At 73.8% G+C, this 26500-nt stretch carries 23 protein-coding genes; 11 read left to right on the top strand and 12 right to left on the bottom strand.

The features are described 5' to 3' along the window. Positions 1-101 precede the first annotated feature (101 nt). Positions 102-2330, top strand: a complete 2229-nt coding sequence (locus ABTZ91_RS13465) for a serine/threonine-protein kinase (protein ID WP_352077268.1) — start codon at positions 102-104, stop codon at positions 2328-2330. Between the two features lie 557 nt (positions 2331-2887). On the opposite strand, the gene ilvD is transcribed toward ABTZ91_RS13465, so the two are convergent. From ilvD to ABTZ91_RS13445, 4 genes are all read right to left on the bottom strand, one after another. Continuing rightward, positions 2888-4741, bottom strand: a complete 1854-nt coding sequence (ilvD, locus tag ABTZ91_RS13460; RefSeq protein ID WP_352077267.1) for a dihydroxy-acid dehydratase — start codon at positions 4739-4741, stop codon at positions 2888-2890. 163 nt (positions 4742-4904) lie between these two features. Then, positions 4905-5519 (bottom strand): TetR family transcriptional regulator, encoded by a 615-nt coding sequence (locus ABTZ91_RS13455; protein ID WP_352077266.1) that lies wholly within the window; start codon positions 5517-5519, stop codon positions 4905-4907. Continuing rightward, positions 5516-6346: a sugar phosphate isomerase/epimerase gene (locus tag ABTZ91_RS13450; RefSeq protein WP_352077265.1), complete on the bottom strand. Its 831-nt coding sequence runs from the start codon at positions 6344-6346 to the stop codon at positions 5516-5518. Before ABTZ91_RS13450 ends, ABTZ91_RS13455 begins: the two co-directional genes overlap by 4 nt. 217 nt (positions 6347-6563) lie before the next feature. Next, entirely contained in the window at positions 6564-7490 is a 927-nt protein-coding gene (locus ABTZ91_RS13445; RefSeq protein ID WP_352077264.1) for a Ppx/GppA phosphatase family protein, read from the bottom strand. A gap of 143 nt (positions 7491-7633) precedes the next feature. On the opposite strand from ABTZ91_RS13445, the gene ABTZ91_RS13440 reads away from it, so the two are divergent. Further along, on the top strand, positions 7634-8416 hold the full coding sequence (locus tag ABTZ91_RS13440; protein WP_352077296.1) for a hypothetical protein: 783 nt from the start codon (positions 7634-7636) through the stop codon (positions 8414-8416). Positions 8417-8469: 53 nt separating this feature from the next. On the opposite strand, the gene ABTZ91_RS13435 is transcribed toward ABTZ91_RS13440, so the two are convergent. Next, entirely contained in the window at positions 8470-10149 is a 1680-nt protein-coding gene (locus ABTZ91_RS13435) for a BACON domain-containing protein (protein ID WP_352077263.1), read from the bottom strand. A 318-nt stretch (positions 10150-10467) separates the two neighbouring features. Here ABTZ91_RS13435 and radA point away from each other — a divergent pair, with 318 nt between their 5' ends. Both radA and disA read left to right on the top strand, forming a co-directional pair. After that, complete coding sequence (gene radA, locus ABTZ91_RS13430) at positions 10468-11871, top strand: DNA repair protein RadA (RefSeq protein ID WP_352077262.1); 1404 nt, start codon at positions 10468-10470, stop codon at positions 11869-11871. A gap of 263 nt (positions 11872-12134) precedes the next feature. Beyond that, the gene (disA, locus tag ABTZ91_RS13425; protein WP_345492299.1) at positions 12135-13193 is read left to right on the top strand and encodes a DNA integrity scanning diadenylate cyclase DisA; all 1059 of its coding nucleotides are present in this window, start codon (positions 12135-12137) and stop codon (positions 13191-13193) included. Positions 13194-13366: 173 nt separating this feature from the next. Here disA and ABTZ91_RS13420 read toward each other — a convergent pair whose 3' ends face one another. From ABTZ91_RS13420 to ABTZ91_RS13410, 3 genes are all read right to left on the bottom strand, one after another. After that, a complete protein-coding gene (locus ABTZ91_RS13420; protein ID WP_352077261.1) occupies positions 13367-14323 on the bottom strand; it encodes a sigma-70 family RNA polymerase sigma factor in 957 nt (318 codons plus the stop codon). 22 nt (positions 14324-14345) lie between these two features. Beyond that, complete coding sequence (locus ABTZ91_RS13415; protein ID WP_352077260.1) at positions 14346-15557, bottom strand: FAD-dependent oxidoreductase; 1212 nt, start codon at positions 15555-15557, stop codon at positions 14346-14348. Between the two features lie 109 nt (positions 15558-15666). Further along, a complete protein-coding gene (locus ABTZ91_RS13410) occupies positions 15667-16491 on the bottom strand; it encodes a hypothetical protein (protein WP_352077259.1) in 825 nt (274 codons plus the stop codon). Between the two features lie 209 nt (positions 16492-16700). Between ABTZ91_RS13410 and ABTZ91_RS13405 the strand changes: the two genes are divergently transcribed. From ABTZ91_RS13405 to cseC, 6 genes are all read left to right on the top strand, one after another. Further along, the gene (locus ABTZ91_RS13405) at positions 16701-17363 is read left to right on the top strand and encodes a phosphatase PAP2 family protein (protein ID WP_352077258.1); all 663 of its coding nucleotides are present in this window, start codon (positions 16701-16703) and stop codon (positions 17361-17363) included. Between the two features lie 33 nt (positions 17364-17396). Then, the gene (locus ABTZ91_RS13400; RefSeq protein WP_352077257.1) at positions 17397-18473 is read left to right on the top strand and encodes an A/G-specific adenine glycosylase; all 1077 of its coding nucleotides are present in this window, start codon (positions 17397-17399) and stop codon (positions 18471-18473) included. A 198-nt stretch (positions 18474-18671) separates the two neighbouring features. Further along, positions 18672-19295: a SigE family RNA polymerase sigma factor gene (locus tag ABTZ91_RS13395; RefSeq protein WP_352077256.1), complete on the top strand. Its 624-nt coding sequence runs from the start codon at positions 18672-18674 to the stop codon at positions 19293-19295. A gap of 44 nt (positions 19296-19339) precedes the next feature. Beyond that, a complete protein-coding gene (locus ABTZ91_RS13390) occupies positions 19340-19972 on the top strand; it encodes a hypothetical protein (protein WP_407077948.1) in 633 nt (210 codons plus the stop codon). A 57-nt stretch (positions 19973-20029) separates the two neighbouring features. After that, positions 20030-20734, top strand: coding sequence for a two-component system response regulator CseB (gene cseB, locus ABTZ91_RS13385; RefSeq protein ID WP_352077254.1), 705 nt, complete (start codon positions 20030-20032; stop codon positions 20732-20734). Between the two features lie 61 nt (positions 20735-20795). Then, complete coding sequence (gene cseC / locus ABTZ91_RS13380) at positions 20796-22115, top strand: two-component system sensor histidine kinase CseC (RefSeq protein ID WP_352077295.1); 1320 nt, start codon at positions 20796-20798, stop codon at positions 22113-22115. Between the two features lie 135 nt (positions 22116-22250). Here the strand turns inward: cseC and ABTZ91_RS13375 are convergent, their stop codons facing one another. The 3 genes from ABTZ91_RS13375 to ABTZ91_RS13365 all read right to left on the bottom strand — a co-directional run bounded on the left by ABTZ91_RS13375 (position 22251) and on the right by ABTZ91_RS13365 (position 24875). After that, the gene (locus ABTZ91_RS13375) at positions 22251-22700 is read right to left on the bottom strand and encodes a VOC family protein (protein ID WP_352077253.1); all 450 of its coding nucleotides are present in this window, start codon (positions 22698-22700) and stop codon (positions 22251-22253) included. 25 nt (positions 22701-22725) lie between these two features. Further along, positions 22726-23160: a helix-turn-helix transcriptional regulator gene (locus ABTZ91_RS13370; RefSeq protein WP_352077294.1), complete on the bottom strand. Its 435-nt coding sequence runs from the start codon at positions 23158-23160 to the stop codon at positions 22726-22728. A 149-nt stretch (positions 23161-23309) separates the two neighbouring features. After that, on the bottom strand, positions 23310-24875 hold the full coding sequence (locus ABTZ91_RS13365) for an MDR family MFS transporter (protein WP_352077252.1): 1566 nt from the start codon (positions 24873-24875) through the stop codon (positions 23310-23312). A gap of 98 nt (positions 24876-24973) precedes the next feature. Here ABTZ91_RS13365 and ABTZ91_RS13360 point away from each other — a divergent pair, with 98 nt between their 5' ends. Further along, positions 24974-25528, top strand: a complete 555-nt coding sequence (locus tag ABTZ91_RS13360; RefSeq protein ID WP_352077251.1) for a helix-turn-helix domain-containing protein — start codon at positions 24974-24976, stop codon at positions 25526-25528. Positions 25529-25543: 15 nt separating this feature from the next. On the opposite strand, the gene ABTZ91_RS13355 is transcribed toward ABTZ91_RS13360, so the two are convergent. Next, positions 25544-26263, bottom strand: a complete 720-nt coding sequence (locus ABTZ91_RS13355) for a M23 family metallopeptidase (RefSeq protein ID WP_352077250.1) — start codon at positions 26261-26263, stop codon at positions 25544-25546. Between the last annotated feature and the right edge of the window lie 237 nt (positions 26264-26500).

Genomic DNA, 26500 nt, shown 5'->3' with positions numbered 1-26500 from the left:
CGCAGGCTAGCAAGCCCCACCGACATCGGCCGCACCATCGACTAGGCTCCGTGCGTCGCGCACGCGCGCGGACTCGACGGGGAACCACACGGGGGTTGGCGATGCCGCCGTTGCGCAGTACCGGCGCGGACCGGGACGCGGAAGGGCCCGACTACGCGGGCGAGTACCGGCTCCAGGCCTGCCTCGGGGCCGGCGGCATGGGCGTCGTCCACCTCGCCACCTCCGCCTCGGGGCTCCGGCTCGCGGTCAAGGTGGTGCACGCCCAGTACGCGGAGGACCCCGAGTTCAGGGCCCGCTTCCGTCAGGAGGTGGCCGCCGCCCGGCGGGTCAGCGGCGCGTTCACCGCGCCCGTCGTGGACGCCGACCCCGATGCCGTACGCCCCTGGATGGCGACCCTCTACGTCCCCGGCCCCACCCTCGCCGACCAGGTCAGGCGGAGCGGTCCGCTGTCCCGCGCCGAGCTGCGGCGGCTCACCGCCGGACTCGCGGAGGCGCTGCGCGACATCCACCGCGCGGGCGTGGTCCACCGCGACCTCAAGCCGAGCAACGTGCTGCTGACCGATTCCGGTCCCAAGGTGATCGACTTCGGGATCTCCCGGCCGGTCGACAGCGACCTGCGCACGGAGACGGGGAAGCTGATCGGCTCGCCGCCGTTCATGGCGCCCGAGCAGTTCCAGCGGCCGAGGGAGGTCGGGCCCGCCGCCGACGTCTTCGCGCTGGGCTCCGTCCTCGTGCACGCGGCGACCGGGCACGGCCCCTTCGACTCCGACAGCCCGTACATCGTGGCGTACCAGGTGGTGCACGACGAGCCGGATCTGACCGGCGTACCGGACGAGCTGGCGCCCCTGGTGGCGCGCTGCCTCGCCAAGGAACCGGCCGAGCGGCCGACGCCCGCCGAGATCATGGCGGCGCTGCTGCCGCCCTCGTACGAGGCGACGGCGTTCATACCGGCCCAGCGGCGGTCCCCCGGCCCCCTCCCGCAGGGCTTCGGCGCCGACGCCGCGGCGGGCGCCGCTGCCGGCTCCCCCGCCGGGGCGTGGGACGCCGACACTCCGGTACGGGCGGTGGCACCGCCCTCCAAGCGACGCCGGTGGCCGCGGCTGCGGCCGCGGCCGCCGTTTCGGCTTCGGCCGCGGCCGGGAATTCGACTGCCGGTCGCCCTCGGCGTCCTGCTCGCCCTCGCGGCGGGCGGCACCGTCGCCGTGCTCGCGGCGCGGGGCGAGGAGCGGCCGGCCGCCCCACGGCACCCGGCGGAGGCGGCCACCTCGTTCGCCGGCTGGCAGACCGTCCTGGGCAAGAGCGGCGGGGCCGGCGGGGGCGGCGAAGCGTCTGCGCCCGCCTGCGCGCTCGCCGAGGGCGCGCTCTACTGCTCGGGGCCCGGCCCTCTCGTCAGCCGGCTCGACGCCACGACGGGGCGGGTCCTCTGGTCCCGGCCGGCCGCCGGAGCCGGCGGCACCGCTCCCGCGCTCCTGCCCGGCGGCGTCGTCGCCGTCACCACCGACACCGGCGAGCTGCACACGTACGCGGCCGGAACCGGCGCACCGGGGTGGCGCACCCGCCCGGCGACCGCCGAGACCAACCGGCCGGCCGGTTCCGTCGTCGTCCTGTCCGGCGGCACCGGCCGACTGCGCGCCGTCGACGCCACCACCGGCCGGCAGGTCTGGCGGCACGGGCTGCCCGGTCACAGTGCCCCGCAGCTCGGCCCGTACGACTCCGCGTCCGGCCTGCTCACCGTGTTCGAACCGACGCCCGACGCGACCCACACCCTCGTGAGCGCGGTGCGGCCGGCCACCGGGAAGGCCGTGTGGTCGCACCGCCTGAAGGGCAATCTCGTCCCGGTCGCCCACGGCCGCGACGGCACCCTTGTCCTGTCCGCCGCCTACCGCGACATGCAGACCGAGGCCCTGGTCCGCTACGACCCCGAGCGGCGGGAGGCGCGGCGGGTCCCGCTCCCGTACCGGATCGACAGCGCGTCGACCGCCGTGGCCGGCTCGACCGCGTACCTGCTCGGCAGGCTCGGGACCCTGACCGCCGTCGACCTGGCGGCCGGGCGGGTCCTGTGGGAGCTGGAGACCGGCAGCCGCAACGTCTCCGCCCTCGCTCCCGGCGACGGCGACCGGCTCTACGTCTCCGCCTCCGACGGCCGCCTCCTCGCCGTCGACACCGCTGACGGCACCCTCGCGGGCCAGACCCGCCCCCGCCTCGACGACGGCCGCCTCGGCTACGTGACCTCCGTCCCCGCCCCCGCCACGACCGGCCACCGCGTGTACGGCACGGCCCCGGACGGCTCCGTCTTCGCGGTGGACGGGCGGGACCCGGCGGGGTGGTGACGGGGCCGAGCGGCGGCAGGGCGAGGTGCCCGGCCGTACGAGCGGTCGGCGGCGGCCCGCCCGGCACCCGCCGGGAGGCGACCGCCGGCCCCGACCCCCCTCCTGAGCCGCAGAGCCCAACGGGCGGCCTGACCGGCAGAGGACCGGGGGTGGGCGGGTCGGCACTCGGCGGGACGCCGGCCTGCGGGCCCGGCTGGTGGCGTGTGCCCGCGCGCAAGGCGACTGCGGCCGAGGGTGAGCCGAGGTGGTCGGCGCGCCGACCGGGGGGACGGCATACGGGCCACGCGCGCGTGGGGGGAGCCTGGGAGGCCGGTCGGTCGGGGCCGGTGCCGGCGCCAGTACCGAGGGTCAACAGGCCGCAGCTTCCGGAGGCAGAGGACCGACCGGCCGGAGGGCCGGAGAGCCGACCGGCCGGAGAGGGCCGGGCGTCGCCCGTACACCGGCTCGGCGTTCAGCCCGGTCGGCCGGGCGGCTCGTACCGTACGCCGGTACAAAAAACGCACCGGCTCGGTGCGGCGGCAGCGCCGGGGATTCCCGGGCTGCCGCCGCCCCGGCGGTCAGGCCAGCTTGGAGACGTCGCGGACCGCGCCCTTGTCCGCGCTGGTCGCCATCGCCGCGTAGGCGCGCAGGGCCGCGGAGACCTTGCGTTCGCGGTTCTTCGGGGCGTAGACGCCGTTCAGGGCGTCGCGGCGGGCGGCGAGGGTGCTGTCGTCGACGAGGAGGTCGATCGAGCGGTTGGGGATGTCGATGCGGATGCGGTCGCCGTCCTCGACGAGGGCGATCGTGCCGCCCGAGGCGGCCTCCGGGGAGGCGTGGCCGATGGAGAGGCCCGACGTGCCGCCGGAGAAGCGGCCGTCCGTCACCAGGGCGCAGGTCTTGCCGAGGCCGCGGCCCTTGAGGAAGGAGGTCGGGTAGAGCATCTCCTGCATGCCGGGGCCGCCCTTGGGGCCCTCGTAGCGGATGACGACGACGTCGCCGTCCTTGATCTGCTTGTTGAGGATCTTCTCGACGGCCTCTTCCTGCGACTCGCAGACGACGGCCGGGCCCTCGAAGGTCCAGATCGACTCGTCGACGCCGGCCGTCTTCACCACGCAGCCGTCGACGGCGAGGTTGCCGCGCAGCACCGCGAGGCCGCCGTCCTTGGAGTACGCGTGGGCCGCGTCGCGGATGCAGCCGCCGGCCGCGTCCAGGTCGAGGCTGTCCCAGCGCTCGGACTGGGAGAAGGCCTCGGCGGAGCGCACGCAGCCGGGGGCGGCGTGGAACAGCTCCACGGCCTCCTCGGAGGCCGAGCCGCCACGGACGTCCCAGGTGTCCAGCCACTCCTTGATGGAGCGGGAGTGCACGGCGTGGACGTCCTCGTTGAGGAGACCGGCGCGGTACAGCTCGCCCAGGATCGCCGGGATGCCGCCGGCCCGGTGCACGTCCTCCATGTAGTACGTGCCGCGCGGGGCGACGTTCGGGGCGACCTTGGCCAGGCAGGGCACGCGGCGCGAGACGGCGTCCATGTCGCTCAGGCCGTAGTCCAGCTCGGCCTCCTGCGCGGCGGCGAGCAGGTGCAGGATCGTGTTGGTGGAACCGCCCATGGCGATGTCGAGGGCCATGGCGTTCTCGAAGGCCGCGCGGGTGGCGATGTTGCGCGGCAGGACGGAGGCGTCGTCCTCGTCGTAGTAGCGGTGGGTGAGCTCGACGACGGTGCGGGCGGCGTTCTCGTACAGCGCGCGGCGGGCGGTGTGGGTGGCGAGGACGGAGCCGTTGCCGGGGAGGGAGAGGCCGATGGCCTCGGTCAGGCAGTTCATCGAGTTGGCGGTGAACATGCCGGAACAGGACCCGCAGGTCGGGCAGGCGTTCTCCTCGATGCGGAGGATGTCCTCGTCGGAGACCTTGTCGTTGACGGCCTCGGAAATGGCGTCGACCAGGTCGAGGGTGCGGACGGTGCCGTCGACGAGGGTCGCGCGGCCGGACTCCATGGGGCCGCCGGAGACGAAGACCGTCGGGATGTTCAGGCGCAGGGCGGCCATCAGCATGCCGGGCGTGATCTTGTCGCAGTTGGAGATGCAGATCAGGGCGTCGGCGCAGTGCGCCTCGACCATGTACTCCACGCTGTCGGCGATCAGGTCGCGGGACGGCAGGCTGTAGAGCATGCCGCCGTGGCCCATGGCGATGCCGTCGTCGACGGCGATCGTGTTGAACTCGCGGGCGATGCCGCCGGCGGCGGTGATGGCCTCGGAGACGATCCGGCCCACGGGCTGGAGGTGGGTGTGGCCGGGGACGAACTCCGTGAAGGAGTTGGCCACGGCGATGATCGGCTTCCGCCCGATGTCGGCGCCCGGTACACCGGAGGCGCGCATAAGGGCGCGTGCGCCCGCCATATTGCGGCCGTGGGTGACAGTGCGGGACCTCAGCTCGGGCATCGTCGCTCGCTCCTCGTGATGGTTGTCTCTGAAGTCGAGCGTACGCTTCGACTCCAAGATCTGGACAAGGTGTCCGCATGGCGGACGAAGTGTTCAGTGTTCGGTCGGTCGGTCGCCGTCGCGCCGACCCCGTCGTGCCGTCGCTGCGGCGTCGCGGTGGCGGTCAGGGCTGGGTCAGGTAGCGCTGGAGGGTCGGGGACACCTGGGCCACGATCGCCTCCGGGTCCGCCGACGCCAGCGGCTCCACCTGGATCACGTACCGCAGGATCGCGATCCCGATCATGTGCGAGGCGGCCAGCTCGGCGCGGAACTTCGGCTCCGGTACGTCGAGGTCCGCGGCGATCCGTTCGAGGAGGCGCCGCAGGACGAAGCCGCGCAGCACCTTCGCCGCCGCCTCGTGGGTCAGCGCGGAGCGGAGGATCGCGAGCAGCGGGGCGCGGGTCGCCGGGTTCTCCCACACCGAGATGAAGAAGCGGGCCAGCCGCTCGCCGATCGCCTCGCGCGGGCCGCCGACGATGGCCGGCACGACCGTCGCCGGCTCGAAGGAGACCTCGACGGCCGCCGCGAAGACCTCGTCCTTCGTCCCGAAGTAGTGGTGGACGAGCGCCGGATCGACGTCCGCGGCCTTCGCGATGCCGCGCACGGAGGTCTTGTCGTAGCCGCGCTCGGCGAACATCGCCCGCGCCGCCTCGATGATCCGCTCGCGCGCGCCCGGTCCGCTCTCCTCCGCCGCGGTACGGGAGGGGCGGCCGCGCCGCCGGGGGGACGGCTCGGTCACGGGCGCGGGGCCTCGCTCGGCGCGGCGGCGGCCAGGTGCAGCCGGGTGAAGGCCAGGGCCTCGGCGAGATCGGCCTCGCGTTCGGCGGAGGACATCGCCCTGCGGGTGTTGACCTCGATCACGACGTGGCCGTCGTAGCCGCTGCGCGCCAGCCGCTCCAGGAGCTCGGCGCACGGCTGGTTGCCCCGGCCCGGCACCAGGTGCTCGTCCTTGGCCGAACCGCGCCCGTCGGCCAGGTGGACGTGGCCGAGGCGGCCGCCCATGCGGTCGACCATCGCGAGGGTGTCGGTGCGGGCGGTGGCGGTGTGCGAGAGGTCGATGGTGAAGTGCCGGTAGTCGTCCTTGGTGACGTCCCACTCGGGCGCGTACGCGAGCATCTCGCGGTCCTTGTACCGCCACGGGTACATGTTCTCCACGGCGAACCGGACGTCCGTCTCGTCGGCCATCCGCCAGATGCCGGTCACGAAGTCGCGCGCGTACTGCCGCTGCCAGCGGAACGGCGGGTGCACGACGACCGTCGTGGCGCCCAGCTTCTCGGCCGCCGCCTGGGCGCGCTGGAGCTTGACCCACGGGTCGGTGGACCAGACGCGCTGGGTGATCAGCAGGCAGGGGGCGTGCACGGCGAGGATCGGCACCTGGTGGTAGTCCGAGAGCCGGCGCAGCGCCTCGATGTCCTGGCTGACCGGATCGGTCCACACCATGATCTCGACGCCGTCGTAACCGAGGCGCGCGGCGACCTCGAAGGCCGTCGCCGTCGACTCCGGATACACCGAGGCCGTCGACAGGGCGACCTTCGCATCCGGGACGCGCACCGCTGGTTCTGCCACGGAGAACAGGGTACGGGGCGGGCCGGAGGGCCGGGGGGTGGTTCCGGTCACGCCCGGCCCGTACGGACGCTTACGGCACACGCGACGCCCGCGCCCCTCAAGCCCGCGGCGCCCGGCCCGTACGGAAGCCTGCGGCGCCGCGGCGCCCGGCCCGTACGGACACCTATGGCACACGCGCCGCCCGGCTCCCCCGCACCACACCGCCCCGCTCCGCCCGCTACGGCAGGTGGTCCAGGCGGCGCAGGATCACGCCCTCGCGCAGCGCCCAGGGGCAGATCTCCAGCTCGTCGATGCCGAAGAGGTCCATCGCGCCCTCGGCGACCAGGGCGCCGGCCAGGAGCTGGGAGGCGCGGCCCTCGGAGACGCCCGGGAGGGCGGCGCGTTCGCCGGCGGTCATCGCGGCGAGGCGCGGGACCCACTCCTCCAGGGACTTGCGGGACAGATTGCGCTGGACGTACAGGCCGAAGCCGGAGCCGGGGGCGCCGGCGATGCGGGCCAGCTGCTTGAAGGTCTTGGAGGTGGCCACGACGTGGTCGGGCGGGCCGAAGCGGTTGAACTCCCCGACCGTACGGGCGATCTGCGCCCGCACGTGGCGGCGCAGCGCCTTCACGTCGGTGGTGTCGGGCGGGTCGCCCGGCAGCCAGCCCTTGGTCAGCCGGCCCGCGCCGAGCGGCAGGGAGACGGCCGTGTCGGGCTCCTCGTCGATGCCGAAGGCGATCTCCAGCGAGCCGCCGCCGATGTCGAGGAGGAAGAGCTTGCCCGCGGACCACCCGAACCAGCGCCGGGCGGCCAGGAAGGTGAGCCGGGCCTCCTCCTCGCCGCTGAGGACCTGGAGCGCGATGCCGGTCTCCGCGTACACGCGGGCGAGGACCGCGTCGGCGTTGCTGGCCTCGCGCACCGCCGAGGTCGCGAACGGCAGCACCTCCTCGCAGCCCTTGTCCTCGGCGGCCGTGAGCGCCGCGCGGACGGTGGCGATGAGCCGCTCCACCCCCGCGTCGGCGATGGCGCCGCGCTCGTCGAGGAGCTCGGCGAGCCGCAGCTCCGCCTTGTGGGAGTGGGCGGGCAGCGGGCGGGCGCCGGGGTGGGCGTCCACCACGAGGAGGTGCACCGTGTTCGAACCGACGTCGAGGACTCCGAGTCTCATGGACGGAACGCTACTGCGCGCGCCCGCATACGCTTGGCGTTGTGCCAAAGACGAAAAAGGCGAAGCCGGGCAAAGACAGTGCCGCCCCCACCCCCGAGCTCGACGCCGCCAAGGCGGCCAGGGCCGCGCACGCGGCCAGGTCAGTGAAGGCCGGCCGGAAGCGGGGCAAGGGCGAGGAGCCCGACGAGAAGGGCCTGGACTTCCCGCGCGCCTGGGTCGAGTTCGCCGACCCCGACGACGAGGAGCAGGTCTACCGCTGCGACCTGACCTGGCTCACCTCCCGCTGGACCTGCATCTTCGGCAACGGCTGCCAGGGCATCCAGGAGGGCCGCGCCGACGACGGCTGCTGCACGCTCGGCGCGCACTTCTCCGACGAGGACGACGAGAAGCGCGTCGCCGGGCACGTGGCGCGGCTCACGCCGGAGCTGTGGCAGTTCCACGACGTCGGCACGGGGACGGGCTGGGTGCAGCTCGACGAGGACGGCGACCGGCAGACCCGCCGCTGGGAAGGCTCCTGCATCTTCCAGAACCGCCCCGGTTTCGCGGGCGGCGCGGGCTGCTCCCTGCACATCCTGGCGGTGCGGGAGGGCCGGGAGCCGCTGGAGACCAAGCCGGACGTGTGCTGGCAGCTGCCGGTGCGGCGGACCTACGACTGGATCGACCGCCCGGACGACACGAAGGTCCTCCAGGTGTCGATCGGCGAGTACGACCGGCGCGGCTGGGGCCCGGGCGGTCACGACCTGCACTGGTACTGCACGACCGCGAGCTCCGCGCACGTGGGCAAGGACCCGGTCTACGTCTCGTACCGGCCGGAGCTCGTCGAGATGATGGGCGAGGCCGCGTACGAGGTCCTCGTCGGGCTGTGCGAGGCGCGGCTCGCCTCCCAGCTGCCGCTGGTGGCCCCGCACCCGGCCGACCCCGCCTAGATCTCCCTCCTGGATCCCTCGTGGATCTCTCCTGGATCCCTCCTGGGGCTTCCTCAGGAAGAGGGCACCGGGTCGGTGCTCGGCGGCGTCTCGCTCGCCGTCTCCGTGGGCGTGGGCTCGGTGGTCGGGTCCGTCGTCGGGGGCGGGGTCGTGGGCTCGGTCGTCGGGGGCGGGGTGGTCGGCGGCTCGCTCGTCGGCGGCGGGGTCGTCGGCTCCGTCGTGCCCGGCGGCGGTGGGGTCGGGTCCGTCGTCGGGGGCGGCGGCGTCACCCCGTAACCGTCGATCCGTACGACCGCGCCCGAGGGCTCGACCCCGACCCGGGCGCTCCAGGCACCGGCCGGCTCGCGGGAGCGGTCGACGGAGATCCGGACGGTGACCGACTCGCCCGGGCGCAGGGTGCCGGAGGCCTGGCTCACGTACAGCCAGGGGGCGTCGGACCACAGCGACCAGGCGGCGGGCGCGCCGCCCTCGTTGGTGAGGGTGAGCAGGGTGGTCGCGCCGCTGCCGCGCGCGGCGACGGTGATCCGGGCGGGCGCGGCCTGGCCCGGCCGGGCCGGGGGGACGGGTGCGCCGGGGTCGATCACCTCGACGGAGACGTCCGGGGAGCGGCCGACGCGGGGGTCGGGGGTGGTCTGGGCGTTGCCCGTGTTCTCGTAGCGGTCGTACGGGCGGCCGCCGGTGCCGCCCTGCGAGGCGGCCGGCCCGTCCTCCTCGCGCGCGCTGATCCTGGCTCCGTCGTGGCCCTCGCCGACGACCGGCGTGCCGCGGTACGAGGTCCACAGGGCGAGGACCGGGGCGGCGACGACCGCGGCGACCACGGTGGTGGTGACGGCGCGGGCGCGCATCCGGTCGCGGCGGGCCGCGTGGTCCTTGGGGTCCAGGGGGAAGCCGGTCGGGCCGAAGCGGGGGGCGCCGGCACGCGCGCGCGGGACGTGCAGCATCGCCATGTACGCGGCGGCGCGCGGCGCCTCGACGATCGGGAGCCGCCCGGGCGGGGTGGTCAGGGCGCCCGGCCAGGGCGCTTGGGCGCCCGCGCGCTCGGCGACCCGGCGGCAGCGCGGGCAGTCGTCGACGTGCCGGACCAGTTCGGCGCGCAGGGCGGCGGACAGCAGCACCTGGTGGTCGCCGGTGAGGCGGGCGACGGTGGGGCAGTCGCCGGTCTCGACGACGGCGAGCGCGGCGCGGGTGCGTTCGACCTCGCAGCCGGCGGAGGAGAGCAGTTCGCGGGCGGCGAGCGGGTCGAGCGAGAGCACGGCGGCGACCTCGTTGTGTCCGAGGCCGTGCCGGACGGCGAGCTCCAGGGCCTCGCGCTGCTCGGGTGTGGTGCCCGCGGCCTCGGGCCAGGCGAGCGCGGCCAGCTCGGCGCGGCGCCGCTCGGCGACCTCGGGGGCGACCCGGGGCGGCTCGGGCGCGGCGACGGCGGGGCGGCCGGTGTGGGCGCCGTGGCGTCGGCGGCGCTGCTCGCCGAGGCTGCGCAGACAGGCCCAGCGGGCCAGGGCGTACAGCCAGGCGCGGCGGCCGGACTCGTCGGCGGGACAGCGGCCGTGGTGGCGCTCGGCGATGGCCAGGACGTCGCCGAGGACGGCGGTGGCCGTGTCGTGGTCGCAGAGCACCGAGAGGCAGTAGGTGAAGAGACCGTCCAGGTACTCCTCGTACCGGGCGGGGGGCCGCTGGCCCAGAGTGCGGGGGCCGCCGGTGGTTCGCGTGGGGTGTTCCAGCCTGCTGCTCGTCACCCGGCGACGGTAGGCAGGAGGGCGGGGGGTCTTCTCACCGCTTGCACACTTTTAATCCGTACGGGTGAAGCTATCGCCCGAAAGGGGACACGAGAGGCGCCCCCGCTTGCCGGGCCGATGCCCGGCGGACGGCCCCGGGATGTCGACGGGAGGCGGCAGGGACGCCGACCGGCGGAGTCCTGGGGATGCCGACGGGGGACGCCCCGGGGATAGCGGCGGGGGCGTGAGGGACGCCGACGGGGGCGCGGGGGAAGCCGACGGGGGCGCGAGGGAAGCCGACGGGAGGCGCTGTCAGTGGCGGGGGCTACGGTGGCGCCCATGGCTGCTCGTACCAAAACCGCCAAGGACCGGCCGTCCTACCGCTGCACCGAGTGCGGCTGGCAGACCGCCAAGTGGCTCGGCCGCTGCCCCGAATGCCAGGCGTGGGGCACGGTGGAGGAGTACGGCGCGCCCGCCGTCCGGACCACCGCCGCGGGGCGGGTGTCCACCGCCGCGCTGCCCATCGGGCAGGTCGACGGGCGGCAGGCGACCGCCCGCAGCACCGGCGTGGACGAGCTTGACCGGGTCCTGGGCGGCGGGCTCGTGCCCGGCGCGGTCGTCCTGCTGGCGGGCGAGCCGGGCGTGGGCAAGTCGACGCTGCTGCTCGACGTCGCCGCCAAGGCCGCGAGCGACGAGCACCGCACGCTGTACGTGACCGGTGAGGAGTCCGCGAGCCAGGTCCGGCTGCGCGCCGACCGGATCAACGCGCTGAACGACCACCTATATCTGGCGGCGGAGACGGATCTGTCGGCGGTCCTCGGGCACCTGGACGCGGTGAAGCCCTCGCTGCTGGTCCTGGACTCGGTGCAGACCGTCGCCTCGCCCGAGATCGACGGCGCGCCCGGCGGCATGGCGCAGGTCCGCGAGGTCGCCGGCGCGCTGATCCGGGCCTCCAAGGAGCGCGGGATGTCCACGCTGCTCGTGGGCCACGTCACCAAGGACGGCGCCATCGCGGGCCCCCGGCTCCTGGAGCACCTGGTGGACGTCGTGCTGCACTTCGAGGGCGACCGGCACGCGCGGCTGCGCCTGGTCCGGGGCGTGAAGAACCGGTACGGGGCGACGGACGAGGTCGGCTGCTTCGAGCTGCACGACGAGGGCATCATCGGGCTCGCCGACCCGTCGGGCCTGTTCCTGACCCGCCGGGACACGGCCGTGCCCGGCACCTGTCTGACGGTGACCCTGGAGGGCCGCCGGCCGCTGGTGGCCGAGGTCCAGGCGCTGACGGTCGACTCCCAGATCCCCTCGCCGCGCCGCACCACCTCCGGCCTGGAGACCTCGCGGGTGTCGATGATGCTGGCGGTCCTGGAGCAGCGCGGCCGGATCACCGCGCTCGGCAAGCGGGACATCTACAGCGCGACCGTCGGCGGGGTGAAGCTCTCCGAGCCCGCCGCCGACCTGGCCATCGCCCTGGCGCTGGCCTCCGCCGCGAGCGACACCCCGCTGCCGAAGAACCTGGTGGCGATCGGCGAGGTGGGCCTGGCCGGCGAGGTCCGGCGGGTGACGGGCGTCCAGCGCCGGCTCGCGGAGGCGCACCGGCTGGGCTTCACGCACGCGCTGGTCCCGGCCGACCCCGGGAAGGTGCCGCCGGGCATGAAGGTCACCGAGGTCGCGGACATGGGCGACGCCCTGCGGGTTCTGCCGCGCGCCCGCCGGGCCCGGGCGCCGCAGGGGGCGGAGGGGTAGCGAAGAGGGAGTGAAGGGGGGCGGCACAGCAGGAGCGGGGGCGGCGGGGCCGGCTTCCGGGCCGGGCCCTGGTGAGAGGCTCCGGGGCGGGCCCGGCGGAGGGCTCCCGGGCGGGCCCGGCGGAGGGTTCGGGGGCGGGCCCCGGCGGGGGCTTCCCGCGCGCGTCGGAGGGCGACGGGGCGGTGTCGCTAGACTTTGCCCTGGTCTCGCCCATCCGTACGAGCCGGAGGAGTGCAGTGGCAGCCAAGGACAACGAGGCACTGATGCGTGCGTCGCTCAGCGCCGTCGCCCCCGGCACCGCCCTGCGCGACGGGCTCGAACGGATCCTCCGTGGCAACACCGGCGGTCTGATCGTGCTCGGCATGGACAAGACCGTCGAGTCGATGTGCACCGGCGGTTTCGTCATCGACGTCGAGTTCACCGCCACGCGCCTGCGCGAGCTGTGCAAGCTCGACGGGGCGCTCGTCCTCGACAAGGACATCAGCAAGATCCTGCGGGCCGGTGTGCAGCTGGTCCCCGACGCGTCCATCCCCACCGAGGAGACCGGCACCCGGCACCGTACGGCGGACCGGGTCTCCAAGCAGTGCGGCTTCCCGGTCGTCTCCGTGTCGCAGTCGATGCGGCTGATCGCCCTGTACGTCAACGGCGAGCGCCGCGTCCTGGAGGAGTCGGCGGCCATCCTGTCCCGCGCCAACCAGGCCCTGGCGACCCTGGAGCGCTACAAGCTGCGCCTGGACGAGGTGGCCGGCACGCTCTCCGCCCTGGAGATCGAGGACCTGGTGACCGTCCGGGACGTCACCGCGGTGGCCCAGCGCCTGGAGATGGTGCGCCGGATCGCCACCGAGATCGCCGAGTACGTGGTGGAGCTGGGCACCGACGGCCGGCTGCTGTCGCTGCAGCTGGACGAGCTGATCGCGGGCGTGGAGCCGGAGCGCGAGCTCGTCATCCGCGACTACGTGCCCGAGCCCACGGCCAAGCGGTCCCGTACGGTCTCCGAGGCGCTCACCGAGCTGGACGCGCTGACCCACGCCGAGCTGCTCGAACTGCCGATAGTGGCGCGGGCGCTCGGCTACACCGGCTCGCCCGAGACCCTGGACTCGGCGGTCTCACCGCGCGGCTACCGGCTGCTCGCCAAGGTGCCGCGGCTGCCGGGCGCGATCATCGAGCGGCTCGTGGAGCACTTCGGCGGTCTGCAGAAGCTGCTCGCGGCGAGCGTGGACGACCTCCAGACCGTGGACGGCGTCGGCGAGGCCCGCGCGCGCAGCGTCCGCGAGGGCCTGTCGCGGCTGGCGGAGTCCTCGATCCTGGAGCGGTACGTCTAGCCAGGGCCTCTCTTCCGGATCTTGCCGGGCTCGCCCGCCCTCCTTCCTCAGGCACCCGGCCCCTTCCCGCGCCCTGCTCAGGCACCCGGCCCTTTCCCGCGCCCTCTTCAGGTACCCGGCCCTTTCCCGCGCCCTCCTCAGGCACCAGGCCCCTTCCCGCGCGGCGCCGCCCGTCACCACCGTTCGACGAGCGGCGTGTCCGGACCCTGTCGCCGCCAGGACTCGTTCAGGCGGGCGAGGCGGTCCGGGGCGGCGATGCCCCGCACCATCGCGATCCTGCCGTCGGTGACGTCGAAGGTCACCGCGCCCTTGACCTGGCCGGCGACCACGAAGAGCAGCGCCGGGGCGCCGTTGACGAGCGCGTAGTGGAGGGCGGGCGTGCCGCCGACCAGGCGCCGCTTCGCGGGGGTGGGCTTGAGGCCGGCCCGTACGACGGTGGCGATGCGCTCCGGGGTGTCGTAGCGCAGCAGTTCCCGGGCCGTGCCGCCGACGCCGTCGGAGACCGCGACCGCGTCGTCGGTGAGCAGCGCCACCAGGCGTTCGGTGCGGCCCGATGAGGCGGCGGCGAGGAACTCCTCGACGATCCCGCGGACCGACGCCGGGGCGACCTCGCCGCCGCCGCGGCGGCCGGCGGTGATCCGGCGCCGGGCCCGGTGGAGGTGCTGCTGGCTCGCCGACTCGGTGATGTCGAGGATCTCGGCGATCTCGGCGTGGCTGTAGGAGAAGGCCTCGCGCAGGACATAGACGGCCCGCTCGTGGGGCGACAGGCGTTCCATGAGCGTCAGCACGGCCAGGGAGACCGATTCGCGCTGCTCGAAGGTGTCGGCCGGCCCGAGCATGGGGTCGCCGTCGAGGAGCGGTTCGGGCAGCCAGGCGCCGGCGGTGCGTTCGCGGCGTGCCCGGGCCGAGCGGAGCCGGTCCAGGCACAGGTGGGTCACCACCTTGGTCAGCCATGCCTCCGGCACCCTGATCCGCTCCCGGTCGGCGGCCTGCCAGTGCAGGAAGGCGTCCTGGACGGCGTCCTCGGCGTCGTTGGCGGAGCCGAGGAGGCGGTACGCCAGCGAGGCCAGCCGGTTGCGGCTGGCCTCGAACCGGCCGGCGTCGAAGCGATCGGTGGCGATGCTGTCCACGCGGGTCACCTTAAGGCCCTGTCTAGGCGGCGGCGCGGGCCGGGGATTCGGCGGCCGACGCCTGCGGCGCGGCGGCCAGGCGGTGCCTGCGCCGGGGCAGTCCGAAGGTGGGGTGCGACGTGGTCCACAGCGACATCCCGAGGATGGCCGCCTTGAACCGGGCGGCCTTCCGGCCGGCGATGTGCTTCGGCTTCGGCCGCCACTCCTCGTCGACCATCTGGAAGATCCCGTCCCGCCGCCCGAGGCTGATGTGGTTGCCCACGTACTCCAGCCTGGTGTGCGGGATCGCGCGGCCGGTCAGATGGGCCACGATCGCGGCCGTGGCCTGCATGCCGGTGTAGCCGGCCGAGGCGCAGGACATCGGCAGCGGGCGGCCGTTGTCGGCGACGGCGTGGGCGCTGTCGCCGACGGCGTAGACGTCCGGGTGCGAGACCGACCGCATGGCGCGGTCGACGACGATCCGGCCGTCCTCGGTGACCTCCAGGCCGCCGGCGGCGGCGAGGGGGCTGACGGCGAACCCGGCCGTCCACACGGTCGCGTCGGACGCCAGGACCGTGCCGTCGGCGCACCGCACCCGCGTGGCTTCGACCGCCTCGACCTCGGTGTGCTCCAGGACGGTGACGCCAAGGCGGGCGCAGGCCCGGCGCAGGTGGGCGCGGGCCCCGGCGGAGAGCGCGGAGGCCAGCTCGCCGCGGGCGATCAGCGTCACGGCCAGGCCGGGCCGGGACTCGGCGATCTCGGTGGCGGTCTCGATGCCGGTCAGCCCGTCGCCGACGACCAGCACCCGGCCGCCTTCCTGCCGTCCGCTCAGGTCGTCCAGGCGCTCGCGCAGGCGCAGGGCGGAGGGCCGGGCGGCGATGTCGAAGGCGTGCTCGCCCGCTCCGGGGACGCCGTGGCGGGCACCGCGGCTGCCGAGCGCGTAGACGAGGGTGTCGTAGCCGAGTTCGCCGCCGCCGTCGGCGTCCGCCACGGTCACGGCACGGCGCTCGGGGTCGACGGCGGTGACCCTCGCCAGGCGCAGCCGGATCCCGGTGCCCGCGAAGACGTCGGCGAGCGGCGGCGCCTCGACCTTCTGGCCGGCCGCGAGCTGGTGCAGCCGCATCCGCTGGACGAAGTCCGGCTCCGCGTTGACGACGGTGATCTCGGCGTCCGCCGGGGACAGCCGGCGGGCCAGGGTCCCGGCCACGTAGGCCCCGGCATAGCCGGCGCCGAGGACGACGATGCGGTGCTTCATGAGCTTCTCCTGTCGGTTGGCTTGCTCCCGGTGAATGAGCGGGGCGGCGCCACGATTGCTGACAGGAAGGCGATGTGACCTGCGTCACAGAGCGGCAGGGTGGCTCCGATCAGTCCTTTTCGAGGCGGAACGACACCGGGGAGACCTTCACGCCCGAGACCGTCGCCTCCACGAGGTAGGTGGCCGGGCCGACCTCGCCCGCCGGGGCGGTCGCGCACCGGGGGGCGCTGCGGCGGCGGTCCCACTCCACGGTGTGGGTGATCTCCGTCCGCGCCGGGACCTTCAGGAGCAGCGGGGCCGCGACGCGCGGGCAGTCCCCGGAGGACCACAGCTCGCCGTTGGTGTCACGGATCGTCAACACCGCCGCCTTCGGCCCGAGATCGGCCTTGCAGTCGGTGGCCGAGGTGTTCTTCACGACGAGGTGGAAGCGGGGCTTCTCACCCGGCTCGTAGGCCACCTTGGCGCTGCGCAGGCTCAACTGCAGCGCGCCGGGCGCACAGTTGGGCAGCGGCGAATTGGCCGGAACCTGCTGTCCCGCGCCCGCGCCGGCACCCCCGTCGCCGCCCGAGCCGTCCGTGTCACCGTTCTTGCCGCTGCCGGCGGTACCGGCTGTGCCGGCGTCCGCGCCCGCGTCCGTACCGCCGTCGCCCTCGCCCGTTCCGTCGCCGCCGGCGGTGTCACCGCCGCCCGACTCGTCGCGCCCGCCCGGCTGTTGGCTGATCGCCGGGCCGGTGCCGGAGGGCCCGGGGGTGATCGAGGGGGCGGGGGAGGCGCCGTTGGCGGAGTCGTCGGTCTTGCCGCCCTGACCGCCACCGGAGGTGAGGGCCCACACGGCGAGCGCCGCGAGCAGCGCGATCAGGCACAGCGCGACGGCCCTCCGACGCCAGTAGATGGAGGAGGGAAGCGGCCCGACCGGATTGCGCAGAGATCCCACGCCACGAACCTTACGAGAGATCAGGGCCAACTCCCGCCCCCCATGCCGCTCCAGACACCAAGTTTTGCCGATGATCACATCCGGGCCGGATCGGGAACTCCCACGGCACCCTTACGGGGTGCCTGTTCCCCGCCCCCTACTTTCGTCGGGGCGAGGGGTGTCCGATGGGCCGGGGCAGCCGGGTGCGCGGGCCGGATACCGTCCTGACCATGGAAAACCTCCCTGAGCTCTCCGACGGCCTGTATCTCGACATCACCGATTTCGCGCATTCCACCCCGCACTGGTTCCAGCAACTGGCGGAGGTCTGGACGGAACTCGGGCTGCTGCTCTTCGGGGCGCTGTTCCTGGCCGGCTGGTGGCGGAAGCGGCACGGGTCGGCGGACGCGATGGCGCTCGCGCTGCTCGCCCCGCTGGCGACCGCCTTCGGTTACGTGGTGAGCGAGGGGCTGAAGTCCCTGATCGACGAGGAGCGCCCCTGCCGGGCGGTGGCGGGGGCGCCCGCCTCGCTGGTCACGTGCCCGCCGTACGGCGACTGGTCCTTTCCCAGCAACCACTCCGCCATCGCCGGCGCGGCCGCCCTCGCGCTCGCCCTGTCGTGGCGCGGGATGATCTGGCTGACCGCTCCGATGGCCCTGCTCATGGCCTTCTCCCGGGTCTTCGTCGGCGTCCACTATCCCCACGACGTGACGGCCGGCCTGCTCCTCGGTGCCGCGGTCGTGTTCGTGGTCATGAAGGCGGCCGGGCGGCCGGTCCGCTCCCTGGTCGAGACGGCCAGGTCGAGCCGGAGCGGCGTGGTGGTGTGGTGCGTGGGGCGCGGGCCGCGCGTGCGTGCCTCCGCGCGCCCCGAGGGCGTGCGCCACGGCGCGTACTGATCGCCCGGGGAACGTGCCAGGATCGGGGATGCCATGACTTCCACTCCCGCCGCTCCCGCCGCCGCTTTCCCCGAGACCTCTTCCGCCGAGACTCCCGCCGGGATTTCTCCCGCCGCGCCCCCTGCCTCGGGGGCCTCTTCCGCGGAGGCCCCTTCCGCCGCCGCCCGCACGGCGCCGAAGGCCCCCGCCGATCCCCCTGCCCCCGCCGGCGCCGCCGGTCCCGCCCTGCCCGCCGCTCCCGACGAACTGCACGGGCCCGTCCTCGCGTGGTTCGACCGGCACGCCCGCGATCTGCCGTGGCGCCGCCCGGAGGCCGGGGCGTGGGGCGTGATGGTCAGCGAGTTCATGCTCCAGCAGACCCCGGTGGTGCGGGTGCTGCCGGTGTACGAGCAGTGGCTGGCGCGCTGGCCGCGTCCGGCCGACCTGGCCGGCGAGGCGCCGGGCGAGGCCGTCCGCGCCTGGGGCAGGCTCGGCTATCCACGCCGGGCGCTGCGGCTGCACGCGGCGGCCGTGGCCATAACGGAGCGGCACGGCGGTGACGTACCGAGCGATCACGGTCAGCTGCTCGCGCTGCCGGGGATCGGGGAGTACACGGCCGCGGCGGTGGCCTCCTTCGCGTACGGGCAGCGGCACCCGGTCCTCGACACCAACGTGCGCCGGGTGTTCGCGCGGGCGGCGACCGGCGTGCAGTACCCGCCGAACGCCACCACCGCCGCCGAGCGCCGGCTGGCCCGGGCCCTGCTGCCGGACGACGAGGCGACCGCGGCCCGCTGGGCGGCGGCCTCCATGGAGCTCGGCGCGCTGGTGTGCACGGCGAAGAACGAGGACTGCGGGCGCTGCCCGCTGGCCGACCGGTGCGCCTGGCGGCTCGCCGGGAAGCCCGCCCACGACGGCCCGCCGCGGCGCGGCCAGACGTACGCGGGCACGGACCGGCAGGTGCGGGGCAAGCTGCTCGCCGTCCTGAGGGATGCCTCGGACCCGGTGGAGCAGGCGGCCCTGGACGCGGTCTGGGACGAGCCGGTGCAGCGGGCCCGGGCCCTGGACGGTCTGGTCGCCGACGGTCTGGTCGAGCCGCTGGAGGGCGGCCGTTACCGCCTCCCGCTGAGCTGAGCGGAGGCCGACGGTCCGGGGCGCCTTCGATCCGAAGGATCCGGAACCTATGAATCCGCTGTTACACAACCGATGGGTAGCCGTGCGCCCGCCGACGGCTCCCCCGCACAGCCCCGTGACAACCGCTCCGTAGCGTCGTCGACGACACAGACCAGAGCTCTTCGAAGCTGGTCACGGGGATATCGGAGGCGGTTCGGGATGGCGCACGGCGAGGTGCTCGATTTTGAAGAGTACGTACGCACTCGGCAGGACGCGCTGCTGCGCAGCGCCCGCCGGCTGGTGCCCGACCCGGTGGACGCCCAGGACCTGCTGCAGACCGCCCTCGCCCGTACGTACGGCCGCTGGGACGGCATCGCCGACAAGTCGCTGGCCGACGCGTACCTCCGCCGGGTCATGATCAACACCCGGACCGAGTGGTGGCGGGCCCGCAAGCTGGAGGAGGTGCCCACCGAGCAGCTGCCCGACGCCAGCGTCGAGGACGCCACCGAGCAGCACGCCGACCGGGCCCTGCTGATGGACATCCTGAAGGTGCTCGCCCCCAAGCAGCGCAGCGTGGTCGTGCTCCGCCACTGGGAGCAGATGAGCACCGAGGAGACCGCCGCCGCGCTCGGCATGTCGACCGGTACGGTGAAGAGCACGCTCCACCGCGCCCTGGCCCGACTGCGCCAGGAACTGGAGAGCCGGGCCGCCGACGGTGACTCCCGGGCTCTGGACGCGGGTGTCCTGGAGCGGACGGCGCGGGCCGTACGCGCGGTGCGGACCGTGCGCACGGCGACGACCGTACGAGGCGACGAGCGGAAGCAGGAGCGGTGCGCGGCCTAGGACAGGCTCTGACTGCCAGAGAGCGGGCGGCGAGCGTCACGGCGATGGCCGGGCTCGCCGCCGTCGGCGTGCTCGTGGCCGGCTGCTCGACCGGCGGGACCGGCTCCCGTGACGAGGGGGCGGCCCGGCCGGACGAGGTCGCCTCGACCGCCCCGACCACACCAAAGCCGTCCGGCTCGCCCGGCCAGGTCGCCGGGCCGGCCACCAAGCGGGTCGACCCGATCGCCCTGCTCAAGAACGACCCGAAGATCGGCGAGCGGCTGAAGGCCGACCTGAAGCCGTGCGCGGCGGACGCCTACCCGGTGGACACCTCCTACGGCAACCTCACCGGCTCCACCTCGCCCGACGTCGTCGTCAACGTGATGACCTGCGGAGACGCCGTCGGCATCGGCACGTACGTGTACCGCGAGGAGAACGACAGGTACACGAACGTCTTCATGGCCGAGGACGCGGCGGTGTACGGCACGATCGACCGCGGCGACCTGATCGTCACCAAGCAGGTGTACGCCAAGGGCGACCCGGTCGCGTATCCCTCGGGCGAGGACGTGATCACCTACCGCTGGATGGGCAACAGGTTCAGCCAGCACGACTGGGTGCACAACGACTACAGCAAGGCCGTCGGCGACGGCGGCATCGACGGTGCCGCCCCCGCGCCGACCGAACCCGGTTCGGACTGACGGACCGCGGAAGCCGAAGGAACCGAAGGAAAACGAAGGAAGGGCGGACGGCGCACCATGGCCGAGACCCATGTCCTCTTCGTCGAGGACGACGATGTCATCCGTGAGGCCACCCAGCTCGCGCTGGAGCGGGACGGCTTCACGGTGACGGCCATGCCCGACGGCCTCTCCGGCCTGGAGGCCTTCCGCGCGGACCGGCCCGACATCGCGCTCCTCGACGTCATGCTGCCCGGGATGGACGGCGTCAGCCTGTGCCGGCGCATCCGCGACGAGTCGACCGTGCCGGTGATCATGCTGTCCGCGCGGGCCGACTCCATCGATGTCGTCCTCGGCCTGGAGGCCGGGGCGGACGACTACGTGACCAAGCCCTTCGACGGTTCCGTCCTCATGGCCCGGATCCGGGCCGTGCTGCGCCGCTTCGGCCACGCGGGCGGAGCGGGCGCGGGCGACGGCGGCCGCGAGGAGGCCGCCACGGGCGGTGTGCTGACCTTCGGCGACCTGGAGGTCGACACCGACGGCATGGAGGTGCGCAGGGCCGGCGCGCCGGTCGCGCTCACCCCGACCGAGATGCGGCTGCTCCTGGAGTTCTCCTCGGCGCCCGGCACGGTACTGTCCCGGGACAAGCTCCTGGAGCGGGTCTGGGACTACGGCTGGGGCGGCGACACCCGGGTGGTGGACGTCCACGTGCAGCGGCTGCGCACCAAGATCGGCCAGGACCGGATCGAGACGGTCCGGGGCTTCGGCTACAAGCTCAAGGGATGAACGCGCGCGGACGGCGGGCTCCGGACACCGGGGCGCCGAGGACGAAGCAGGTCAGCAGGTGGTGAACGGGCTCGCCCTCCGTACGGGCGTCCGCTGGAAGATCGCCGTCGCCATCGCGGCGGTCGGCGCCCTCATCGCGGTCACGCTCAGCCTCGTCGTCCACAACGCGGCCCGCGTCTCCATGCTCGACAACGCGCGCGAGGTCCAGATGTGGCGGCTGATCTACGCCCAGCGCGTGTACGAGACCTCCAAGCCCAAGGAGCCGCGCTTCGGCACCAAGATCAACGACCCGGCGCTGCCGCCGCAGCTCGACCAGCTGATGCGCGACGGGCGACGCGGCACCTACATCCAGGAGCACGACGGCGGGCCGCCGGACGTGTGGGCCGCCGTGCCGCTCGCCAACGGCGACGTGCTGTCGCTGCACGTCCCCTTCGCCGACCGCAGCACCACGATCATGAAGGACCTCGACCGGGCCCTGATCATCGGCTCGGTCTCCGTGGTCTTCGGCGGCTGCGCGCTCGGCGTGCTCATCGGCGGCCAGCTCTCGCGCCGGCTGCGCAAGGCGGCCGCCGCGGCCGGCCGGGTCGCCCAGGGCAACACCGGGGTCCGGGTCAGGGACGCCGTCGGCGGGGTCGTCCGCGACGAGACCGACGAGCTCGCCCGGGCCATCGACGCCCTCACCGACGCCCTGAACGAGCGCATCGAGGCCGAGCGCCGGGTGACCGCGGACATCGCGCACGAGCTGCGCACCCCGGTCACGGGGCTGCTCACGGCCGCCGAACTGCTGCCGCCGGGCCGGCCGACCGAGCTCGTACGGGACCGGGCGCAGGCCATGCGGACCCTGGTCGAGGACGTCCTGGAGGTGGCCCGGCTCGACAGCGCCTCGGAGCGGGCCGAGCTCCAGGAGATCGCGCTCGGCGAGTTCGTGGAGCGCCGGGTGCGGGCCCTCGACCCGGACGCGGTGGTCCGCGTCGTCCACGAGTCCTGGGTGAACACCGACCCGCGCCGCCTGGAGCGCATCCTGGGCAACCTGCTCGCCAACGCCGCCAAGCACGGCAAGGGCCCCGGCCCGGTGGAGGTCACCGTCGAGGGCCGGGTGGTCCGGGTCAGGGACCACGGCCCCGGCTTCCCCGAGGCGCTGCTCCGGGAGGGCCCGAGCCGCTTCCGTACGGGCAGCAGCGACCGCGCGGGCCAGGGCCACGGCCTGGGCCTGACCATCGCGGCGGGTCAGGCGCGGGTCCTCGGGGCCCGGCTGACCTTCCGCAACGCGGCGCCCGAGGGCACCCCGGGCGGGGCGGGCGGCGCGGTGGCGGTGCTGTGGCTGCCGGAGCACGCGCCGACGAACACGGGGAGCTTCCCGGTGCTGCGGCTGGCGGACTGACCGCTTCCGTGGGGTCCCCCGCCGGGGCGGGTCCGTGGCCGGTCCGCCCCGGCGGAGTCTCCGGCCGGGGATCGCTCCCGCCCTGGGGCGCTCCGCCCCGGCGTCGCTCCGTCCCCGCGCTCGCTCCGCCCCGGTTCACTTCCCCTCGGGGATCCCGAAGTCCTTGGAGAAGTCCAGCTCCTCACTGCGCTGGGTCAGCGAGTACCAGTTGCCGTTGTCGTCGCGGAAGATCGCCTCGATCCCGTACGGGCGCTCCTGCGGCTCCTGGACGAACTCCACCCCCTTGGCCCGGAACTCCTCGTAGTCCCCGCGGCAGTCGTCCGTGTGGAACGCGCCCGCGCCCAGGACGCCCTTGCTGACGAGCGTCTTCAGGGCGGCCGCGGACTCCTCGTCCATGGCCGGGCCGTCGGGGCTCATCAGGGCCAGCTCGACGTCCGGCTGGTCCTTGGCGCCGACGGTGACCCAGCGCATGGGCCCCATGGCGAGGTCGGTCCGCACCTCGAAGCCCAGCTTCTCGGTGAAGAACCTCTTGGTGCGCTCCTGGTCGAGCGTCCAGACGGTGGTGATGCCCAGTCCCTTGATCATGCGTCCACCGTAGGCAGCCCTCCCCTCAGCGCGCTTCTCCGGAATTGCGCTCCTCGAAATCGGGCGCCGCTGAATCCGGCTCCCCGGGATCGCCGCCGCCCTGCTGTACGCGGCCGGGGAACCCGCCCGCGTACAGCAGGGCGAAGCAGCCCGGTATCAGCGCGGCGCCGCGGCCGACGTGCCGGGCGCGGTACTCGGTGGGGGTGAGCCCGGTGCGCTGCTTGAAGCGGGCGGAGAAGGTGCCGAGGCTGCTGAAGCCGACCAGGCCGCAGATCTCCGTGACGGTCAGGTCCGCCGTACGCAGCAGCTCCTCGGCCCGCTCGATGCGGCGGCGGGAGAGGTACTGGCCGGGGGTCTCCCCGTACGCCGCCTTGAAGGCGCGGACGAAGTGGAACCGCGAATAGCCGGCGTGGCCGGCCACCGCGTCCAGGTCGAGCGGCTCGCCCCAGTCGCGGTCCATGGCGTCCTTGGCGAGGCGCAGCCGGCGCAGCAGGGCCAGCCGCGCACCCTCGGGGGTGCCGGTCTCCACGCCTCCGAGGTTCGCACGCGCCACTGACAACGGCCCCCGCCGTCCCCGGGAGGGGCGGCGGGCCGTCCGCGGGACCGGTTCTACTTGGCGGGGAGGCCGGTTCCGCGCAGGGGCTCCTCCTTGACGAGGAAGGCGAGGACGAAGCCGAGGACGGCGACGGCCGAGCCGACCAGGAAGGCGGCGTGGGTGCCGGCGGCGACGGCGTGCTGGTAGGCCTCGCGGAGCGCCTCCGGCAGCCGGGCCAGGCTCGCCGCGTCGAGCTGGGCCGACCGGGCGGTCGCGGCGCCGCCGCCGCGGGCCGCCATCTCCTCCTGCACCCGGTGGTTGAACAGGGCGCCCATGATCGCGACGCCGAAGGAGGAACCGAGGGTGCGGAAGAGCGTGGTCGACGAGGAGGCGACGCCCATGTCCCTCATCTCGACGCTGTTCTGCGCGACGAGCATGGTGATCTGCATCAGGAAGCCCGTGCCGGCGCCGAGGACGGCCATGAAGAGGCCGGTGGTGAGCCGCGAGGTGCCGGTGTCCATCTGGGCGAGCAGGAACAGGCCGCCGACCATGAGCGCCGAGCCGGCGATCGGGAAGGCCTTGTACCTGCCGCTGCTGGTGGTGACGCGGCCGGAGATCATCGAGACGACCATCATCGACAGCAGCATCGGCAGGAGCAGCAGCCCGGAGTTGGTCGCCGACGCGCCCTGCACGGACTGCTGGAACAGCGGCAGGAACAGCACCGCGCCGAACATCACGAAGCCGGTGAGGAAGCCGATCACGGACATCAGGGTGAAGTTGCGGCTGCGGAAGATGTGCAGCGGCACGATCGGGTCGCTCGCGCGGTTCTCGACGAAGAGGAAGGCCACGAGGGCGAGGACGCCGCCGGCCGCGAGGCCGACGATGGTGGCCGAGCCCCAGGCGTACTCGGTACCGCCCCAGGTGGTGACGAGGACGATCGCGGTGATGCCCACGGTCAGCAGGGCCGCGCCGAGGAAGTCGATCGGGGTGCCGGCGGTGCGCCGCTTCTTCGGCAGGTGGAGCACGGCGGTGATCATCGCGAGGGCGACGGCGCCGAGCGGCAGGTTGATGTAGAAGGACCAGCGCCAGCCCCAGTGGTCGGTGATGGTGCCGCCGACCAGCGGTCCGCCGATCATGGCGAGGGCCATGACGCCGGCCATCATGCCCTGGTACCTGCCGCGGTCCCGGGGCGGTATCAGGTCACCGATGATCGCCATCACGCCGACCATCAGACCGCCGGCGCCCAGGCCCTGCACGGCGCGGAAGCCGATGAGCTGTCCCATGTCCTGGGCCATGCCGCTGAGCGCGGAGCCGATGAGGAAGAGCACGATCGAGCCGAGGAAGACGCCCTTGCGGCCGTACATGTCGCCGAGCTTGCCCCAGAGGGGCGTGGAGGCGGCGGTGGCCAGGGTGTAGGCGGTGACGACCCAGGAGAGGTGCTCCAGGCCGCCGAGCTCACCGACGATCGTGGGCATCGCGGTGCCGATGATCATGTTGTCCAGCATGGCGAGCAGCATCGCGATCATCAGGGCGAGGAGGACGACCCGGACGCTGCGCGGCTGCGTCGCGTCCGCCGGGTCCGCCGCCTGTTCCGGCCGCTCCGCCGTGGTCTCGGGTGTGGTCTGGTCGGTGGTCGCCATGTCGATCCTTACTTGCCGCCCGGCTAGTTACTACACTGGGGACGGTAGACCCGTCACTAGCCGGGCGTCAAGTAAGTTTCCGTGAGAGCGAGCAGACCATGGCCAGAGGCAACACCCGTCAGCGGATCCAGGACGTGGCCCTCGAACTCTTCGCCGAGCAGGGATACGAGCAGACCTCGCTGCGCGAGATCGCCGAACGCCTCGACGTCACCAAGGCCGCGCTCTACTACCACTTCAAGACCAAGGAAGACATCCTCATCAGCATCTTCCAGGACCTCACCCGGCCCATGGACCAGCTGATCGAGTGGGCGGGCACGCAGCCGCGGACCCTGGAGACGAAGCAGGAGATCCTCCGCCGCTACCAGCGGGCCCTGCTCGCCGCGGCCCCGCTCTTCCGCTTCATGCAGGACAACCAGGCGGCGGTCAGCAAGCTGAGCGTCGGCCTGACCTTCAAGGAGCGCATGATCGCGCTGACGGGTCTCGTCCAGGAGCCGGACTTCACGATGACCGACAAGGTCCGCTCCATCAGCGCGATCTTCACGCTGCACGCGGGGACCTTCTTCATGCAGAACGTCGAGGGCGACCCCGAGGAGAAGCACGAAGCCGTCCTCGAGGTCGCCCTCGATCTGATCGAGCAGGCCTATCGGGCCTGACCCGTCACGTCACCGTCAGATGGAGACGCCGTGGGACCGCAGGAAGGCGGCCGGGTTCACGGCGGAACCGTAGTTCGGGGTGGTGCGGATCTCGAAGTGCAGGTGCGGGCCGGAGGAGTTTCCGGTGTTGCCCGAGAGGGCGATCCGCTGGCCGGCGGAGACCTTCTGCCCGACGTGGACCTTGATCTTCGACAGGTGGGCGTACTGCGAGTAGGTGCCGTTGGCGTGCTTCACGACGATGGCGTTGCCGTACGCGGGGCCGTCACCGCCGCCGTACGGGCCGGCCTTCACGACGGTGCCGGCACCGGCCGCCTTGACCGGGGTGCCGACCGGAACGGCGAAGTCCTGGCCGGAGTGCTTGTGGGCCCACATGGCACCGCCCTGGTTGAAGCTGGCGGTCAGGGTGTAGCCGTTGACCGGCTTGACCCAGGCGGCGGCCTTCTTCGCGGCCGCCTTCTTGACGACCTTCTTGGCGACGGCCTGCTTCTGGGCGGTGGCCTTGGCGGCTGCGGCCTTGACCTGGGCGGCCAGCTGGGCTGCGGCCTTGGCCTGGACGTCGGCCTGCTTGGCGACGGCGGCGGACGCGGCCACGGCGGTCTGCGTGTTGGCGACGGCGGCCTTGCCCTCGGCGGCGAACGCGGAGCCGGCTCCGGCCACCAACGACGCTCCCAGACCCGCGGCGGCGAGGGCGACGGCGGTGGTACGGATGCTGGGCTTCATGACGCGATTCGACATACGGGGGAGATCCTCCGGACAGACGGGGACCCGGCGCGAGAGCGGTGAGCGCCGGGCTTGCTCATCCTTGGTAACCCGGACCCCCATCCCGGCCAAAACACCCCATCTACGACATCACGTCGTAGCGATCTCCCGGGAAGTTCACCTCTTGACGACCCGGCGGGACGTGTACGAAATCGGACAAAGCGACCCGCGTAGACCTGTTTAACCGCACGTCGCGGAGGCCCGGACCGCCCG

This window comes from Streptomyces sp. NPDC126499, from assembly GCF_040302485.1.
In the GTDB taxonomy this organism is placed as follows: Bacteria; Actinomycetota; Actinomycetes; order Streptomycetales; family Streptomycetaceae; genus Streptomyces.
The sequence above is the reverse complement of the archived record's forward strand: the minus strand, read 5'-3'. Positions and strand labels throughout refer to the sequence as shown.

Bases quoted from the DNA above. Each gene is read 5' to 3' on its own strand.
- ABTZ91_RS13370 (WP_352077294.1), bottom strand. From the start codon at position 23,160: ATGGACCGCGACTGGGGCGAGCCGCTCGACCTGGACGCGGTGGCCGGC.
- ABTZ91_RS13445 (WP_352077264.1), bottom strand. From the start codon at position 7,490: ATGAGACTCGGAGTCCTCGACGTCGGTTCGAACACGGTGCACCTCCTC.
- ABTZ91_RS13405 (WP_352077258.1), top strand. From the start codon at position 16,701: ATGGAAAACCTCCCTGAGCTCTCCGACGGCCTGTATCTCGACATCACC.
- ABTZ91_RS13390 (WP_407077948.1), top strand. From the start codon at position 19,340: ATGGCCGGGCTCGCCGCCGTCGGCGTGCTCGTGGCCGGCTGCTCGACC.
- ABTZ91_RS13415 (WP_352077260.1), bottom strand. From the start codon at position 15,557: ATGAAGCACCGCATCGTCGTCCTCGGCGCCGGCTATGCCGGGGCCTAC.
- cseB (WP_352077254.1), top strand. From the start codon at position 20,030: ATGGCCGAGACCCATGTCCTCTTCGTCGAGGACGACGATGTCATCCGT.
- radA (WP_352077262.1), top strand. From the start codon at position 10,468: ATGGCTGCTCGTACCAAAACCGCCAAGGACCGGCCGTCCTACCGCTGC.
- ABTZ91_RS13365 (WP_352077252.1), bottom strand. From the start codon at position 24,875: ATGGCGACCACCGACCAGACCACACCCGAGACCACGGCGGAGCGGCCG.
- ABTZ91_RS13375 (WP_352077253.1), bottom strand. From the start codon at position 22,700: ATGATCAAGGGACTGGGCATCACCACCGTCTGGACGCTCGACCAGGAG.
- ilvD (WP_352077267.1), bottom strand. From the start codon at position 4,741: ATGCCCGAGCTGAGGTCCCGCACTGTCACCCACGGCCGCAATATGGCG.
- ABTZ91_RS13395 (WP_352077256.1), top strand. From the start codon at position 18,672: ATGGCGCACGGCGAGGTGCTCGATTTTGAAGAGTACGTACGCACTCGG.
- ABTZ91_RS13400 (WP_352077257.1), top strand. From the start codon at position 17,397: ATGACTTCCACTCCCGCCGCTCCCGCCGCCGCTTTCCCCGAGACCTCT.
- ABTZ91_RS13465 (WP_352077268.1), top strand. From the start codon at position 102: ATGCCGCCGTTGCGCAGTACCGGCGCGGACCGGGACGCGGAAGGGCCC.
- ABTZ91_RS13360 (WP_352077251.1), top strand. From the start codon at position 24,974: ATGGCCAGAGGCAACACCCGTCAGCGGATCCAGGACGTGGCCCTCGAA.
- disA (WP_345492299.1), top strand. From the start codon at position 12,135: ATGCGTGCGTCGCTCAGCGCCGTCGCCCCCGGCACCGCCCTGCGCGAC.
- ABTZ91_RS13355 (WP_352077250.1), bottom strand. From the start codon at position 26,263: ATGTCGAATCGCGTCATGAAGCCCAGCATCCGTACCACCGCCGTCGCC.